The following is a 15,054-nucleotide window of genomic DNA, read 5'->3' as shown; positions in this document are numbered from 1 at the left end:
TCGTCCCATCCGATCACCCAGCCAGCGCCGAAGGAGACGCGTGAGCGAGCCCTACCTGACGACGTACGACGCCCCCGGACGACCGCGGGCGATGGTGCTGGTGCTGCACGGCGGCAAGCCGCGCTCGAACCAGGCCGTCGACGGGCGCAGCGCCTCGTGGCGCCGCGCCGGGTGGCTGGCCCGCGACATCGCCCAGCAGGCGCACGACGCCGGGGCCGGGGTCTGGCTGGCGCGCTACCGCCGTCGTGGCTGGAACGGCGGCGCGGACCCCGTGTCCGATGCACGCTGGACCCTCGACCGCCTGCGCGAGGTCCACGGCGACGTCCCCGTCGTCCTGCTCGGGCACTCGATGGGCGCCCGGGTGGCCGTCCACGTCGCCGACGCCCCGTCGGTCGTGGGGGTCGTCGGGCTCGCCCCGTGGTGGTCGGCGGACGACCCGGTCGCGACCCTGGCCGGCCGCACGCTGCGGGCCGCGCACGGCCGCCGTGACCGGATCACGTCGTTCCGCGAGACCACGCGCTACGTCGAGCGTGCGCGCCGCGTCGCCGAGAGCGCCGACCTGCGCGACATGGGTGCGCTCGGCCACTACATGCTGACCGGTTCGCGCCGTTGGCACGACGTCGCGATCGGGTCGGTGCTCGAGGTCCTCGACGCCCACGCGCTCGCCACCCCTTCCGAGGACCGCTGACGCGGGCCTAGGCTCCCGGCAGTCGCACACCCACGGGGGTCCCAGTGTCACGTGTCCGCACCGTCCTCGCCCTGCTCATCGCTCTCCTCCTGACGGTCGGGCTGGCCGCCAGCGCGGAGGCCGCGCCCCGCAAGTGGCCGAAGGGCCGCATCACCTACGTCGACAACTCCCTCGACCGCGGCGCGGTGAAGGCGGCCGTGAAGGCGTGGAACAGCAGCGGGATCAACGTGGAGTTCGTCAAGGTGTCCAGCGTGCGCAAGGCGCGGCTGGTCATCAGGAACACCAAGCGCGTGCCCGCCGGCTGCGGCACCGGCTACGGGACGCTCGGCTACCCCGGACCCGGCCGCAAGGCGACCGTCAGCATCCTGCACGGCACCGACGCCGACGGCCAGAAGTGCGCCTGGCCGGGTCAGACCCTGGTCGTCGCCCACGAGCTCGGCCACGTGATCGGGCTCGAGCACAACATGTCGGGCTGCTCGCTGATGAACACCTCGCACACCAACGGCGTCGCCCCCTCACTGTGCATCGGCGACGACATCGAGGCCGCCAAGCCCGGCCGGTGGCGCTGCCGCATCATCGAGAAGGTCGACCTCAAGCGGGCCAAGCGGATCTACGGCGGCAAGCCGCGCCTCGCCGAGACCGAGTGGTGCGACGCGATCGACCGGATCCCGGCGACCGGCGCCGTCACGCCGACCCAGGAGGGCGGCGGTCTCAGCGTCACGGTCACCCGCGCTCCCGAGCCGGCGGTCCCCGGCTGGCTCGGCACCTGGGCCTACGGCGAGCCGGGCTTCGAGGTCCACGCGACGCCCGCCGCCTGCACCGCCGTGCCCGGCGACGACACCACCCAGGTCGGGATCGGCCTGTGGGGAGCCACACCTGTGGGCGGTGCGGCCACCGAGTACCTCAGGCCCCTCCCCGCGGGTCCGGTGTGCCTGTCGGTCTGGCAGTTCGACCAGGGCTACAACTTCGCGCTCGCCCCGACGACGGTGATGGTCACCGGCACGGGTGCCCGCGTGGCCGCGCGTACGGCGGACCTGCCGCCGCGGGCTGCGTCGCCGCTCGCGGTGACCCGCTTCGACTGAGCACAGTCCTCCGCTCGTCCCCGGGCGGGTGGTCAGAGGTTGCGCGCGACGGTGGCGGAGAGCCGTACGGCGCGGGCGGCCCACGCCGGCGTCGCACCGGCGAGCCCGCACGTCGGGGTGACCACGAGGCGCTCCCCGGCGGTCTCCGGGTCGAGGCCGAGCATGTCGAGCCAGCGCTGCACGCGCTCGACGATCCGGGCGTCGGACGGTGCGGCGGCGACGTCGGTGGACGGTACGACGCCGAGGGCGGCCGTCCGGCCCGCGTCGAGCGCCTCGGCGAAGGTGTCGAGGTCCGCCGGCCCGAGCATGTCGAGGTCGGCCGAGAGGCCGCTCACCCCGGTGCCGGCGACCAGCGACCACGGCGTCTGCGGGGCGCAGGAATGGACCCACGCCTCGGCCCCTGCCGCGGCCACGGCCTCGACGACCCACTCGAGGTGGGCCGACAGCTCGGGCGGGTCGACGCGGCGGTGGCGGCCGAAGCCGCTGGCGGTGGGGACCTGGGCGTGCGCCACGGCGGCGAGGGCGGGTTCGTCGACCTGCACGATCCAGCGGTCGACGCCGACGATGCGCCGTCGCAGGTCGGCGAGGTGGACCGTGACCCCCTCGGCCAGCGCCTGCGCGAGGTCGCGGCGGGCACCGTGGTCGCTGAGCACCTTGTCGCCGCGCGGCTTCTCCACCGTCGCGGCAAGGGTCCACGGCCCGGCGACCTGGGTCTTGAAGGTCCCCTCGTAGCCCTGGGCCAGCTCCTCGACGGCGTCGAGGTCCTGGGCGAGCAGCGACCGTGCCCGGCGGTGGTCGACGCCGCTGGCGTCGGTCAGTCGCCACCCCGCCGGCTGCAGGTCGGCGGCGAGGCCGGCGGTGACCGCCAGCGCGCGGCCGGTCATCGCCGCGGTGACGCCGCGTCCCGGCAGCTCGGGGACGTGGGGCAGGTCGGGCAGCCCGTCCAGCACGAGGCGTACGGCCTCGGCGTAGGCCGCGTCGGTGGTCCCCGGCAGGGAGCCGACGCCGGTGGCGGTCGTCATGCGGGGGTGCTCATGCGGGGACGACCGCGCGCGTCGACTCGATGGTGGCCGACCCGACGACGCGCGTGCCGTCGTAGATCACCGCGGCCTGGCCGGGTGCGATCCCCTCGGCCGGGTCGAGCAGGTCGATCGTGACCCGGTCGCCGTCGACGACGACCGAGGCCCGGTGCTCCGCGCCGTGGGCGCGCAGCTGCACGGTGCCGTCGACCCGCTCAGGGACGGTGCCGCACCAGCGGGGCCGGATGCCGTCGATGTGGTCGACCGCGAGGCGCTCGCGCGGACCGACGGTGACGGTGCCGGTGACGGGCTCGATGTCGAGCACGAAGCGCGGCTTGCCGTCGGGCGCGGGAGTGCCGAGGCGCAGCCCGCGCCGCTGGCCGATCGTGAAGCCGTAGGTGCCGGCGTGGCTGCCGACGGTCTCCCCCGTCTCGGCGTCGACGATGTCGCCACCGTGGTTGGGCGCACGGTCGCCGAGCTTCTCGCGCAGCCAGCCGGCGTTGTCGCCGTCGGCGACGAAGCAGATGTCGTGGGAGTCGGGCTTGTCGGCGACGAGCAGGCCGCGCGCCTCCGCCTCGCGGCGCACGGCCGGCTTGTCGGTGTCACCGAGCGGGAAGAGCGAGTGGCGCAGCTGGGACTGGTCGAGCACCCCGAGCACGTAGGACTGGTCCTTGCCGTGGTCCTCCGCGCGGTGCATCTCGATCAGGCCGTCCGCACCGGTGCGCAGCTGCGCGTAGTGGCCGGTCGCGACCGCGTCGAAGCCGAGCGCGAGGGCCCGGTCGAGGACGGCCGCGAACTTGATCTTCTCGTTGCAGCGCAGGCACGGGTTGGGCGTGCGCCCGGCGGCGTACTCGTCCATGAAGTCCTCGACCACGTCCTCGTGGAAGCGGTCGGAGAGGTCCCAGACGTAGAACGGGATGCCGATGACGTCTGCCGCACGCCGCGCGTCGTTGCTGTCCTCGATCGTGCAGCAGCCACGGGCACCCGAGCGGTACGACGCCGGGTTGCGGCTCAGCGCGAGGTGGACGCCGGTGACCTCGTGGCCGGCCTCGACGGCGCGGGCCGCGGCGACGGCGGAGTCCACCCCGCCGGACATCGCGGCGACGACCTTCACGACGCCATCCTCAGCGCGCCCGGGCGGACCGCGCGCGCTCGACCACGGGGCCGATCGCCGCGACGAGGGCGTCGATGTCGGTGGGCGTGGTGGTGTGGCCGAGCGAGAACCGGAGCGAGTGGCGCGCCTGGGCGTCGTCGCAGCCCATCGCGAGCAGGACGTGGGAGGGCTGCGGCACCCCGGCGGAGCAGGCCGAGCCGGTGGAGCACTCGATGCCGCGGGCGTCGAGGAGCATCAGGAGCGAGTCGCCCTCGCACCCGGGGAACCCGATGTGGGCGTTGCCCGGCAGCCGACCCGGGCCGGCAGGTGCACCGTGCAGGTGCGCGTCGGGGACGACCTCGACGACCCGGCGGACCAGGTCGTCGCGCAGCTCGGCGACCCGCACCGCGTGCTCGTGCTGAGCCTTGACCGATGCCTCGACCGCCGCCGCGAGGCCGGCGATCGCCGGCACGTCGAGGGTTCCGCTGCGGATGTCGCGCTCCTGCCCGCCGCCGTGCACGAGCGCGCTCACCGGCAGGTCACGGCGTACGACCAGCGCGCCGACACCGTAGGGTCCACCGACCTTGTGACCGGTGAAGGTCAGCGCGTCCACGCCGGAGTCGGCGAAGTCGACCGGCACCTGGCCGAGTGCCTGGACGGCGTCGGTGTGCACCGGGATCCGGTGCTCGTGGGCGATCGCGACGACCTCGTCGAGCGGCTGGAGCGACCCGACCTCGTTGTTGGCCCACATCACCGAGATGAGGCCGACCGACTCGGGGTCCCTGGCCACTGAGTCCCTGAGCGACTCAAGGTCCAGCACGCCCTCGGACGACACCGGAAGCAGCTCGACGCCCGCGTGGTCATAGGTCCCGAGCCAGTGCAGCGGGTCGAGCACGGCGTGGTGCTCGATGGAGGTCGACAGGATGCGCGTACGACGCGGGTCCTCCGCGCGGCGGGCCCAGAAGATGCCCTTGAGGGCGAGGTTGTCGGACTCGGTGCCGCCGGAGGTGAACACGACGTCGCCGGGACGTGCGCCGATCGCGCCGGCGATGGTCTCGCGGGACTCCTCGACCACGCGGCGGGCACCCCGCCCGGAGGCGTGGAGCGAGCTCGCGTTGCCGACCCCGGACAGCTGTCGCGTCATCGCCTCGACGGCGACCGGCAGCATGGGCGTGGTCGCGGCGTGGTCGAGGTAGACGAGCGGCTGGTTCATGACCTGCCAAGGGTACGGGGCACCCCGCGCGAACCCACCTCCGTGCCCACGAACGCCTCTATGATCCGCGACATGCGCACCACTCGGGGGATGCTCGCGTCCGTGCTCGCCTGCGTGCTCCTGCTCCCCCTCGCGGGCTGTCAGTCCGGCGCGGACGACACGGAGCCCCCGCCGTCACGCAGCCAGCCGCCGGCAGGCATGGACGACTCGCTGCGGGACGCCGCGCTGGCGCTGATCGACCGACGGGAGCAGGCGCTGCTGGACGGCGACAGGGAGGCGTTCCTGGCCACGATCTCCCCGGACGCCGAGGACTTCGCCGCGACGCAGGCCCGCTGGTGGGACAACGTCGCCCAGCTGCCCGCGACCGACTTCTCGCTCGAGCTCGGCGACGAAGGCGTGATGTCCCGTGTCGCCGGCGACGGCGACCTGCAGCTGCCGGTCGACTTCACGATGCGGCTCGACGGCTTCGACGCGGAGCCCGTCACCCAGCCCCTGGTCTACACGTTCGTCGGCGACGAGGACGAGGTCCACCTCGCCAGCGACCGCAACATCCAGAGCGACGCCTTCACCGGGTGGGTACCCGCGCCGTGGGACGTCACGACCATCGTGGTCGAGCAGACCGACGCGGTCCTCGGCGTCTTCGACGAGGAGACGGCGGGCGGTGCGGGCGGCGTCGTGGCGTCCACCGAGAAGGCGCTCGAGACCGTCGACGCGCTGGTGCCCGAGTGGTCGGGACGCGCGGTCGTCTACACGATCAGCGACCTCGACGCCCTCGACCGGATGAGCCTGATGGACGCCAGCAGGACCGCCGGCGTCGCCTTCCCCGTCGCGGCGCGGCCCGGTCGACGCGCGGTGGCGTCCTACCGGATGATCCTCAACCCCGAGTCGACCCTCGACCCGGTCGACCGCCTCTCCCTCCTGCGCCACGAGCTCACCCACGTCGCCCTCGGCGAGCTCGACGACCACAGCCCGGAGTGGCTGGTCGAGGGGTCCGCCATGTACGTCGCCGGGTCGAGCGATCCGCTCGCCGACCGCAAGCGGAGGCGGGCACGGCAGCTGGGCGATCCCGCGGGCGCGCAGCTCAGGAACGGCCGGGACTTCTACCAGGTGCGTCCCGTGGCCAGCTACACCCTCGCCGGCATCGTCTGCGACTACCTCGCCACCACGCGTGGCCCCGACACCCTCTGGGACCTCATGGCGGCCTTCCGGGCCACGAGGCGCGCCGACCCGGACCGCATCCTCCAGCGCGAGCTGGGGGTCGACACCGAGCAGCTGACCGCCGACGCCCTGGCGTGGACCGGCGCCGTCTGACGGGCACCTTCCTGCTCGAACCCGTCCCACCCGCCCGTCGACCGACCTATGCTCCGCCGCATGCGTGCCTCGCGCGCGTGGCCCGCCGGCCTCGCCCTCCTCCTCCTGGCGCCCCTCGCAGGCTGCCAGGGCGACGCGCCCACCACGGAGGAGTCGGCGCCGGTGACGCTCCGCCAGCGACCGGCCCCGGCCGTTGGCCACGACGGGTCGATGCGCGAGGAGGCACTCGCGCTGCTCGAGGCCCGCGAGGCGGCGTTGAGGAGCGATGACCGCGGCGCCTTCCTGGCGACGGTCGACCCGGACGAGCTCGGCTTCTCCTCCCGCCAGGCGAGGTGGTTCGACAACCTCGCGCTGCTGCCGGTCGAGGACGTGTCCTTCGAGCTGGGCGACGAGGGCCTGCTGGACGACCTCGACCGCGACGGCGGCCTGCAGCTGCCGGTCGACTTCACCATGCGCCTGGACGGCTTCGACGCGAAGCCGGTGACGCAGGAGATGCTCTGGACGTTCGTCCGCAGCGACGGCGAGGTCGTGCTGGCGGAGGACCACGATCCCGAGTTCGACGAGAGGACGGGCTGGATCCCCGCTCCCTGGGACGTCGCCCACATCCAGGTCCGGCAGAAGGGCAAGATCCTCGGCATCTTCGACGAGGACACCGTCGAGCACGCCGACTACATGATGAGCGACCTGGCCGCCACCACCGCCACCGTGCGCCGGCACATCCCGGCGTGGACGGGCAGCTTCGTCGTCTACGGCTCCTCCGACATCACCGCGCTGGCCGAGATGACCGAGATGGGCGTCGACAACACGGCCGGCGTCGCCTTCCCGGTGTTCACGCGCCGGGGCGGACCGGTCGCGGCGTACCGCTTCATCGTCAACCCGACCGTCGTGGGCGATGTCCTGTCGCGCGGGGAGGTCTTCCGCCACGAGCTCACCCACGTCGCGCTCGGCCCCACCACCGGCCGGGTGCCGCTCTGGCTGACCGAGGGCGTCGCGCAGTACGTCGCCCGCTCGACGTACCCCGTCGAGCAGCGCCGCCTCATCGCGGCGCGCGAGATGCTGGGCGCGCGCCGCGCAGCGCTGGAGGAGACCCGGCGGTTCTACGGGCGCAACGCGAGTGCGAACTACGCGCTCGCCGGCCTCGTCTGCGACTACATCGCCGTGACGCGTGGCGAGGAGGCGCTGTGGAGGCTGGTGCGTGCCCTGAGCTCCCCCGCCGGCTCGACCGACGACGTCCTGCTGGCCGAGCTCGGGATGACGAAGCCCCAGCTCCGCGACCAGGCCATGACCTGGGTCGCGGAAGGCGTCGCTCAGTCCATCGTGTCCAGCCAGTCGTGACCGGGGTAGAGCCGCGCCACTGTGGTGCGTAACCACTCCTGCGCGGCCGGATCGAGCAACGGCCACGTCACGGCCAGGTCGCGGTCGTCCTTGGGCCGGTGGAGCACAGCCTTGTAGAGCAAGGTGATCTCGGGTCGCAGGTAGCGGATGCCGGACTCCGCCACCCACGTCACGTCCTCGAGCGGCGCGACGTGGTCGGGGTCGCGCTTGTTGGTCCAGAGCCCGTCGCGGTCGGGGGTGATCGGCAGGTCGATCACCCACGGATCGGCGGCGCTGCGCCGGATCCAGACCTGGCTGCTCGTGTCGAGCACCTCGGGGAAGCGGTCGTTGAAGGGCCGCAGGGTGCCGCCGTGGTTGCTCCAGAGGTGCCACTGGACGCCGACGTGGGCGCGGAAGGCGGGCAGGTCGCAGGCGAGCAGCGTGAGGTCGACGTCCTCGTGCTCGCGGGGCACATGGGTGAAGGCCTCGATCGACCAGCCGCCGACGATCCACCACGGCCGCTCGAAGCCGGCCATGACGTCGGCCAGGCCGTCCGGGTCGAGGGGAGCCCATGGGCCGTACCAGCCGAAGAACTCCTCGTCCTCGGCCACCTCCTCGGGCGTGCGGTGCAGTGGCTCGCGGTCGGTCACGGGACCGACGCTAGCGCCGATGCCTCGGCCACGGATGACAGGCTGGCGCCATGCACGAGCCGCCCGACTACGACTGCCCGTTCTGCCGGATCCAGGTGGGCGTGCACGACGAGCACAACCAACCCGGCGACGTCGTCGCCGTCACGGACCTCGCCTATGCACGCGTCTCCCCGAAGTGGTGGCCCGACAACCCGGGAGCGGCGCTGGTGATCCCCCGCGGTCACCACGAGAACCTCTACGACATCCCTGCCGAGGCCGGCCACGCTGTCTGGGACCTCACGCGGCAGGTCGCCATCGCGATGCGCGGGTCGTACGACTGCACGGGCATCTCGACGCGGCAGCACAACGAGCCCGACGGGAACCAGGACGTCTGGCACCTGCACGTCCACGTCTTTCCCCGCCATGAGGACGACCGGCTCTACCAGCGTCACCACGACACACGGTGGGCGACACCCGAGGAGCGGGAGCCGTACGCCGAGCGGCTCGCCGCAGCACTGGTCCTGCCGCGCACCTTCGGCTGAGGCAGGATGCGCGGATGGACTTCCAGCAGATGCAGGAGCGGGCCCGGACGATCCGCGCGCAGTACGCCGACGTCGAGGCGTCGACCTACGGACGGTCGTGGACAACCGAGGAGATCATGCTCGGCTTCCTCGGCGACGTGGGCGACCTCGCCAAGCTGGTGCAGGGCAAGGCCGGCGTACGCCCGCGCGAGGACCTCGACGAGGCGCTGGCCCACGAGCTCGCCGACTGCCTCTGGAGCGTGCTGACGCTGGCCGACGCCTACGACGTCGACCTCGAGGGCTCCTTCACCGCGACCATGGACGAGCTCGAGGGGATCCTGTCCGAGGACTGACCCACGACTTGCGGGTCGGACGCTAGAGCAGGACGAGGTCGTCGCGGTGGATGACCTCGCGCTCGTAGGCCGCCCCGAGCGCGGCCTTGAGGTCGCCGGTCGAGCGACCGAGCAGCGCCGGGAGCTCCTCGGCATCGAAGTTGACCAGCCCGCGGGCGACCACGGCGCCGTCCGGGTCGAGGACGTCGACCGCGTCACCGGCCACGAAGCTGCCGTCGACCCCGGTGATGCCGGCCGCGAGGAGCGAGGCGCGGCGCTCCACCACGGCGCGTACGGCGCCCGCGTCGAGGGTCAGCGTGCCCTGCCCCGACGTGGCGTGCGCCAGCCACAGCAGACGGGTGGGGCGACGCTTGCCGGTCGCCTCGAACAGCGTGCCGACCTCGGAGCCGGTGAGCGCGGCAGCCGCCTGGTCGGCGGAGGTCAGCACCACGTCGATGCCGGCGCCGGTGGCGATCCGCGCGGCGTCGACCTTGGTCGTCATCCCGCCGGTGCCGACACCCGAGGCGCCCGTGGTCCCGATGGTGATCCCCGCGAGGTCGGCCTCCGACCGCACCACGGGCACCAGCGTCGAGCCGTCCCGGCCGGGCGGCCCGTCGTAGAGGCCGTCGACGTCGGAGAGCAGGACCAGGAGGTCGGCGTGCACGAGGTGGGCCACCAGCGCGGCCAGCCGGTCGTTGTCGCCGAAGCGGATCTCGGAGGTCGCCACCGTGTCGTTCTCGTTGACGATCGGCACGACCCCGAGCTCGAGGAGCTTGGCGAAGGTCTGGTGGGCGTTGCGGTAGTGCACGCGCCGGGTGACGTCGTCCACGGTGAGGAGCACCTGCCCCGTGACGATGCCGTGCCGGGCGAACTCCTCCTGGTAGCGGTGCGCCAGCAGGCCCTGCCCGACCGACGCCGCGGCCTGCTGGGCGGCGAGCGCCCGCGGCCGCTTCGTCAGCCCGAGCGGAGCGAGCCCCGCGGCGATCGCCCCCGACGACACGAGGACGACCTCGGCACCGGCACCCTTCGCTGCCGCGAGGACCTCGACGAGGCGACGTACGCGCGCGGGGTCGATGCCGCCCGCTGCAGTGGTCAGCGACGACGAGCCGACCTTGACGACGATGCGTCGGGCGGCGCTGACGAGCCCCGCGCGGTCGCTCACTCCTCGCCGTCCCAGTCGGGGTCGTCCTTCGTGCCGATCTCGTAGGCCATCGGTCCCACACCCGAGCTGCCCGAGCTCTTGTCGGGGCCCTTCTTGTTCTTGCGGCGCTCCTCGTCGAGGCGGCGGGCCACGTCGGCGCGCGCCTCCTCCTCGGCCTTGGTCTCCATGCCCTCGGCGATGTCACGGCGGCGGTCGCGGGCCGGGCGGGCCTCGCGGAGCCGCTCGTCCTCGCCACGGCGACCGAGCATCTCGGCGCCGGCCTCGATGCTGGGCTTGAAGTCGAAGACCACGGAGTTGGTGTCGGACCCGATGAGCACCGCGTCGCCCTCCTGGGCGCCCATCTTCGCGAGCCGGAGCTCGACGCCCATCCGGTTGAGGCGGTCGGCGAGGAAGCCCACGGCCTCCTCGTTGCTGAAGTCGGTCTGGCGCACCCACCGCTCGGGCTTCACGCCGCGCACCCGCCAGCCCTCGTCGGTCGCGACGACCTCGAAGTCCTCGCCGCTGTCGACGGCCTTCGGCCGCAGCACGATCCGCTGCGGCTCCGCCTCGGGGGCGTCCTCGCGGGACGCGACCACGATCTCGGCCATCGCGAACGTCAGCTCGCGCAGGCCCGCACCGGAGGCGGCGCTGACCTCGAAGACCCGCAGGCCGCGGCCGCGGAGCTCCTCGACGACCATGTCGGCGATGTCCTGGCCGTCGGGCACGTCGACCTTGTTGAGGGCGACCAGCCGGGGCCGGTCCTCGAGCCCGCCGTAGCGGGCGAGCTCGCCCTCGATGACGTCGAGGTCGTCGACCGGGTTGCGGCCGGGCTCGATGGACGCGGTGTCGACCACGTGCACCAGCGCGGCGCAGCGCTCGATGTGGCGGAGGAAGTCGTGGCCGAGGCCCCGACCCTCCGCGGCGCCCTCGATCAGGCCGGGGACGTCGGCGACCACGAAGGTGGTCTCGCCGGCGGTGACGACGCCGAGGTTGGGGATGAGCGTGGTGAACGGGTAGTCGGCGATCTTGGGCCGCGCCCGCGACATCGCCGCGATCAGGGAGGACTTGCCGGCGCTCGGGAAGCCGACGAGGCCGATGTCGGCGACGACCTTCAGCTCGAGGCGTACGACGAGCTCGTCGCCGGGCTCACCCAGCAGGGCGAACCCGGGCGCCTTGCGCTTGGAGGAGGCGAGGGCGGCGTTGCCGAGGCCACCGCGCCCGCCGGCGGCGATCACGAGCGTCGTGCCCTGACCGACGAGGTCCGCCAGGACGTTGCCCTCGGCGTCCCTGACGAGCGTGCCGTCGGGGACGGGCAGGACGAGGTCCTTGCCGTTGCCGCCGTTCTTGTGGTCACCGGCGCCCTGGCCGCCGTTGTCGGCCTTGCGCTTGGGGCTGTGGTGGTAGTCCACGAGGGTCGTCACGCTCGTGTCGACCTCCAGGATGATCGACCCGCCCTGGCCGCCGTTGCCGCCGTCGGGACCGCCGAGCGGTTTGAACTTCTCGCGCTTGACCGAGGCCACGCCGTTGCCGCCGCGTCCTGCTGCGAGGTGCAGCGTGACCTGGTCGACGAAGCTGGGGATGGCCATGGGGTTCCTTGCTGTGGGGGTGGAATGCAGGAAGGGCGCCCCCTAGACAGGGACGCCCTTCGCAGAAGTGCTCAGTGTCGCGGTGACGTCACTCGCCGGGGACGATGTTGATCACGCGACGACCGCGGCGGGTGCCGAACTCGACGGCGCCGGCCTGCAGGGCGAAGAGGGTGTCGTCGCCGCCACGGCCCACACCGGTGCCCGGGTGGAAGTGGGTGCCGCGCTGGCGGACGATGATCTCGCCGGCGCCGACGACCTGGCCGCCGAAGCGCTTCACGCCGAGGCGCTGGGCGTTGGAATCACGGCCGTTCTTGGTGCTCGCAGCACCCTTCTTGTGAGCCATTGTTCAGTCCTTTGAGATGAAGACGGACGACCTCGAGCGAACGCTCAGAGGGAGATGTCGGTGACCTTGACCTGGGTGTACTTCTGGCGGTGACCCTGGCGCTTCTTGTAGCCGGTCTTGTTCTTGTACTTCTGGATGATGATCTTCGGGCCCTTGGTGCGGCCGGTCACCTCGACGGTCACGCTGGCCTTGTCCAGGCCGGTCGCGGTGACCGTGTCGCCGTCGACGACCATCACGACGGGGAGGGTGAGCGTGTCACCGGCAGCACCCATCGCGTCGATCTCGATGACGTCGCCCACGGCAACCTTCTGCTGCTTGCTGCCACTGCGCACGACTGCGTACACGGCGAGTCACTCTCCTCGATACGGACTACGGGGTGAAAATTACTGGTTCTGGGACCTGCGCACGCCCTGACCCATGACGTGGCGCCACGAGCTTCGGCGAGTACGGCCGCGGGGCGGGCGCGCAGGGATCGGTACGTCTTGCACACCGACGCTCAAGAGTACGGGAACAGGTGGCGACCCCGCAAAACGAGGATCACGACGCTCCCTGACCGACGTCGGCGAGCACCTGGCCGGCGCTCATCCACTGCTGTCCGGAGTAGTCGTCCTTGCGCACGGCGAGGCTCACGATCTCCACCACCGCGATCCGGGCGTCGCGCAGCCGGAAGCGACTCGCGACCGCGTCGTGCGACTGCTCGAGCGTGACGGGGACCTCCCAGACGTCGATGCCCTGCTGCTCGGCGGCCAGCACCAGCTCGACGGTCCACATCAGCCCACCCTCGCGGGACACCGCCGCGAAGGAGCGAGCCCACGGACCGTCGACCCAGATCGTGCCCTGGCTGTCCCCGACGGTCGAGTGCAGGAGCGCGCTCCGGAGCCACCGGAAGACACGAGACTGGAGCTCGCGACGCCACACGCGGTCGACCCGGGAGGCAGGGTGCGCCTTCGACCCGACGGCGACGACGGCGTCGCTCGGGAGGGCGTCGAAGGCGTCGAGGTCGGTGAAGCCGAACGGGAGGTCGTCGGCGGTCAGCAGGACGCGGCGCCCGCGGCTGGCCAGCACGCCGGTGCGCAGAGCGTGACCGAGGCCCGGCTCGCTGTGCAGGACGCGGAGCGGGACTGCGTGGCTCCACGCCGCCGCGACCGACTCCAGCAGCGCGGTGGTCCCGTCCGTCGACCCGTTCTCCACGACGACCAGCTCGTCCTCGTCCGTGAGCCTGGTCGCCAGGGTCTCCAGGCAGTCGGTCAGCACGTCCTCGCCGTTGCGGGTGGGGACGACGACCGAGAGCCGCGCGTGCGGACCGGGCTCGGCCCGGACGAGGCGGTCGCGCGCCATGGTCCGCTCGTCGACGCGGACGACCGACGGCATCGTGGAAATCGTCCAGACGAGTCCACCGAGCGCGAGCGCGAGCAGCAGGCCGAGCCCGGCCGCGAGCTCGCTGAAGTAGTACAGCATCGGCATGACCAGCACGGTCGGGATGAGGCCCAGGAGCAGGATCGGCACGGCGGCGGCCGAGGCCTGGAGCATGCGTCGGCGTGGCGACCCGCGGCGACGCCAGACCATGACCACCGCGAACAGGACGACCACCAGCACGGCGGCGAAGTGCTTCACGACGAAGAACGCCTTGGTGAGGTAGAGGCGGACGGCCGCGAGCGGGTCCCCCTTCACCTCGTCGAGGAACAGGTCCTTCATGATCGCGTCGTACTCGGCGCTCGCGATGACGACGTCCGGGTCGATCTCGCGTGCCTTCTGCCAGCCGAACTCGTCGGACCACTGGACACCGAACGGCGACGGGGCGCCGGTGATCGGCTGGGGGTAGGACAGGCCCAGGTAGAGCGGGTGCCAGGTGCCGTGGGCGTCCGGGAGCCGCGAGGCCTCGGCGATCACCACCCGGTCGCGGGACTCGTTGATGCGGTCCATCACGACGCCGGGTAGCCACCAGGACAACCCTGCGCCGAGCAGGGCTGCGCCCACCGCGACGGCCCAGCGCAGCCGTCCGCGCCACGCGACCCACCAGACGACGCCGACGGCCAGGGCGATGCCCACACCCGACAGCGACCGGAGGAGGTTGCCGCACACGGCGAGCACCACCAGCACGGCGGTCCAGGCCAGCGCCGCACGCACACCCGGGCGGCGTACGACCGCGTAGGCCACGAGCACCAGGCTGAGGAACATCAGGGACGCGGGCAGCCCGTAGAGCGCGTAGACCCGTGTGGGCGAGACTTGGTCGGCGAGGCCGTACTCGGTGCCGGTCAGCACCGTTCCGTTGACGAGCCAGGTCAGGGCGGGCAGCGCGAGCATCGCCACGCCGGCCCGCGCCCGACCGAAGACGCGCGCGACCGTGACCGGCAGGATCAGCATGGGGAGCGCGCACAGCAGCGCCATCACCCAGCGCAGCCCCGGGTACGGCGAGGCGGAGCCGGTGAGGTGACTCATCCACGAGGCGATGAGGTAGCTGCCCGGGTCGTCGTCACCGGCTGCCTTGGTCAGGCCGGCCCCGGGCACCGCGCCTCCGTACCACGTGCCGGTGCCGTTCTGCTTGACGAGCGGGACGCCCGTCTCGAGGTAGGCGTCGTAGGTGGCGCGGAGCTCGAGGTCACGAGCCGGGTGGTAGGGCAGGTCGGGCATGTTGAGCACCGTGACCAGGATGCCCAGCGCCAGGACCGCACCGGTGCCGAGGAGCAGTGCGTGAGTGGCGGAGGGCCAGGGTCGCCGCGACTCGCGCGCGCTCCACGGCACACGCCGCAACGGCTCCGCCCCGCTCGTCATGCTGCGGTCT

The 15,054-nt window shown here is 72.7% G+C and carries 15 protein-coding genes; 6 read left to right on the top strand and 9 right to left on the bottom strand.

Translation table 11 applies throughout. The annotated features are described in order from the left end of the window. The first annotated feature begins 40 nt into the window (after positions 1–40). On the top strand, positions 41–688 hold the full coding sequence (locus tag JI751_RS06325; protein WP_307813902.1) for an alpha/beta hydrolase: 648 nt from the start codon (positions 41–43) through the stop codon (positions 686–688). 44 nt (positions 689–732) lie between these two features. Next, positions 733–1,770 carry a M57 family metalloprotease gene (locus tag JI751_RS06320; RefSeq protein WP_201934856.1) on the top strand — a complete coding sequence of 346 codons (1,038 nt, stop codon included), beginning with the start codon at positions 733–735 and terminating at the stop codon, positions 1,768–1,770. 32 nt (positions 1,771–1,802) lie between these two features. Here JI751_RS06320 and JI751_RS06315 read toward each other — a convergent pair whose 3' ends face one another. From JI751_RS06315 to JI751_RS06305, 3 genes are read right to left on the bottom strand one after another with little or no spacing between them, the layout of a single operon-like run. Further along, positions 1,803–2,792, bottom strand: coding sequence for a uroporphyrinogen decarboxylase/cobalamine-independent methonine synthase family protein (locus JI751_RS06315; RefSeq protein WP_201934854.1), 990 nt, complete (start codon positions 2,790–2,792; stop codon positions 1,803–1,805). A 10-nt stretch (positions 2,793–2,802) separates the two neighbouring features. Next, entirely contained in the window at positions 2,803–3,903 is a 1,101-nt protein-coding gene (gene mnmA, locus JI751_RS06310; RefSeq protein WP_201934852.1) for a tRNA 2-thiouridine(34) synthase MnmA, read from the bottom strand. Positions 3,904–3,913: 10 nt separating this feature from the next. Then, complete coding sequence (locus JI751_RS06305; RefSeq protein ID WP_201934851.1) at positions 3,914–5,095, bottom strand: cysteine desulfurase family protein; 1,182 nt, start codon at positions 5,093–5,095, stop codon at positions 3,914–3,916. Between the two features lie 72 nt (positions 5,096–5,167). Here JI751_RS06305 and JI751_RS06300 point away from each other — a divergent pair, with 72 nt between their 5' ends. Both JI751_RS06300 and JI751_RS06295 read left to right on the top strand, forming a co-directional pair. Further along, entirely contained in the window at positions 5,168–6,406 is a 1,239-nt protein-coding gene (locus JI751_RS06300; protein WP_201934849.1) for a gluzincin family metallopeptidase, read from the top strand. Positions 6,407–6,466: 60 nt separating this feature from the next. Continuing rightward, positions 6,467–7,741 (top strand): gluzincin family metallopeptidase, encoded by a 1,275-nt coding sequence (locus tag JI751_RS06295; protein WP_201934847.1) that lies wholly within the window; start codon positions 6,467–6,469, stop codon positions 7,739–7,741. On the opposite strand, the gene JI751_RS06290 is transcribed toward JI751_RS06295, so the two are convergent. Beyond that, positions 7,714–8,370, bottom strand: a complete 657-nt coding sequence (locus tag JI751_RS06290; protein ID WP_201934846.1) for a nucleotidyltransferase domain-containing protein — start codon at positions 8,368–8,370, stop codon at positions 7,714–7,716. The two genes, JI751_RS06295 and JI751_RS06290, sit on opposite strands and share 28 nt — an antisense overlap. Positions 8,371–8,420: 50 nt before the next feature. On the opposite strand from JI751_RS06290, the gene JI751_RS06285 reads away from it, so the two are divergent. Both JI751_RS06285 and JI751_RS06280 read left to right on the top strand, forming a co-directional pair. Beyond that, positions 8,421–8,891: an HIT family protein gene (locus JI751_RS06285; RefSeq protein WP_201934845.1), complete on the top strand. Its 471-nt coding sequence runs from the start codon at positions 8,421–8,423 to the stop codon at positions 8,889–8,891. Between the two features lie 14 nt (positions 8,892–8,905). After that, entirely contained in the window at positions 8,906–9,223 is a 318-nt protein-coding gene (locus tag JI751_RS06280; RefSeq protein ID WP_201934844.1) for a MazG nucleotide pyrophosphohydrolase domain-containing protein, read from the top strand. Between the two features lie 22 nt (positions 9,224–9,245). On the opposite strand, the gene proB is transcribed toward JI751_RS06280, so the two are convergent. The 5 genes from proB to JI751_RS06255 form a co-directional block, all read right to left on the bottom strand. Beyond that, positions 9,246–10,364, bottom strand: a complete 1,119-nt coding sequence (gene proB, locus JI751_RS06275; protein ID WP_201934843.1) for a glutamate 5-kinase — start codon at positions 10,362–10,364, stop codon at positions 9,246–9,248. Then, positions 10,361–11,929, bottom strand: coding sequence for a GTPase ObgE (obgE, locus tag JI751_RS06270; protein ID WP_236665816.1), 1,569 nt, complete (start codon positions 11,927–11,929; stop codon positions 10,361–10,363). Before obgE ends, proB begins: the two co-directional genes overlap by 4 nt. A gap of 88 nt (positions 11,930–12,017) precedes the next feature. After that, a complete protein-coding gene (rpmA, locus tag JI751_RS06265) occupies positions 12,018–12,272 on the bottom strand; it encodes a 50S ribosomal protein L27 (protein ID WP_121138737.1) in 255 nt (84 codons plus the stop codon). Positions 12,273–12,316: 44 nt separating this feature from the next. Further along, positions 12,317–12,616, bottom strand: a complete 300-nt coding sequence (rplU, locus tag JI751_RS06260) for a 50S ribosomal protein L21 (protein WP_201934842.1) — start codon at positions 12,614–12,616, stop codon at positions 12,317–12,319. Positions 12,617–12,809: 193 nt separating this feature from the next. Beyond that, positions 12,810–15,044, bottom strand: coding sequence for a glycosyltransferase (locus JI751_RS06255; RefSeq protein ID WP_201934841.1), 2,235 nt, complete (start codon positions 15,042–15,044; stop codon positions 12,810–12,812). Positions 15,045–15,054 lie beyond the last annotated feature (10 nt).

The sequence above is a fragment of the Nocardioides baculatus genome, from assembly GCF_016735675.1.
Lineage (GTDB): Bacteria > Actinomycetota > Actinomycetes > Propionibacteriales > Nocardioidaceae > Nocardioides > Nocardioides baculatus.
This window is presented reverse-complemented; position numbering and strand designations above follow the sequence as displayed.

Bases quoted from the DNA above. Each gene is read 5' to 3' on its own strand.
- JI751_RS06315 (WP_201934854.1), bottom strand. From the start codon at position 2,792: ATGACGACCGCCACCGGCGTCGGCTCCCTGCCGGGGACCACCGACGCG.
- JI751_RS06305 (WP_201934851.1), bottom strand. From the start codon at position 5,095: ATGAACCAGCCGCTCGTCTACCTCGACCACGCCGCGACCACGCCCATG.
- JI751_RS06300 (WP_201934849.1), top strand. From the start codon at position 5,168: ATGCGCACCACTCGGGGGATGCTCGCGTCCGTGCTCGCCTGCGTGCTC.
- JI751_RS06295 (WP_201934847.1), top strand. From the start codon at position 6,467: ATGCGTGCCTCGCGCGCGTGGCCCGCCGGCCTCGCCCTCCTCCTCCTG.
- JI751_RS06285 (WP_201934845.1), top strand. From the start codon at position 8,421: ATGCACGAGCCGCCCGACTACGACTGCCCGTTCTGCCGGATCCAGGTG.
- JI751_RS06280 (WP_201934844.1), top strand. From the start codon at position 8,906: ATGGACTTCCAGCAGATGCAGGAGCGGGCCCGGACGATCCGCGCGCAG.
- obgE (WP_236665816.1), bottom strand. From the start codon at position 11,929: ATGGCCATCCCCAGCTTCGTCGACCAGGTCACGCTGCACCTCGCAGCA.
- rpmA (WP_121138737.1), bottom strand. From the start codon at position 12,272: ATGGCTCACAAGAAGGGTGCTGCGAGCACCAAGAACGGCCGTGATTCC.
- JI751_RS06255 (WP_201934841.1), bottom strand. From the start codon at position 15,044: ATGACGAGCGGGGCGGAGCCGTTGCGGCGTGTGCCGTGGAGCGCGCGC.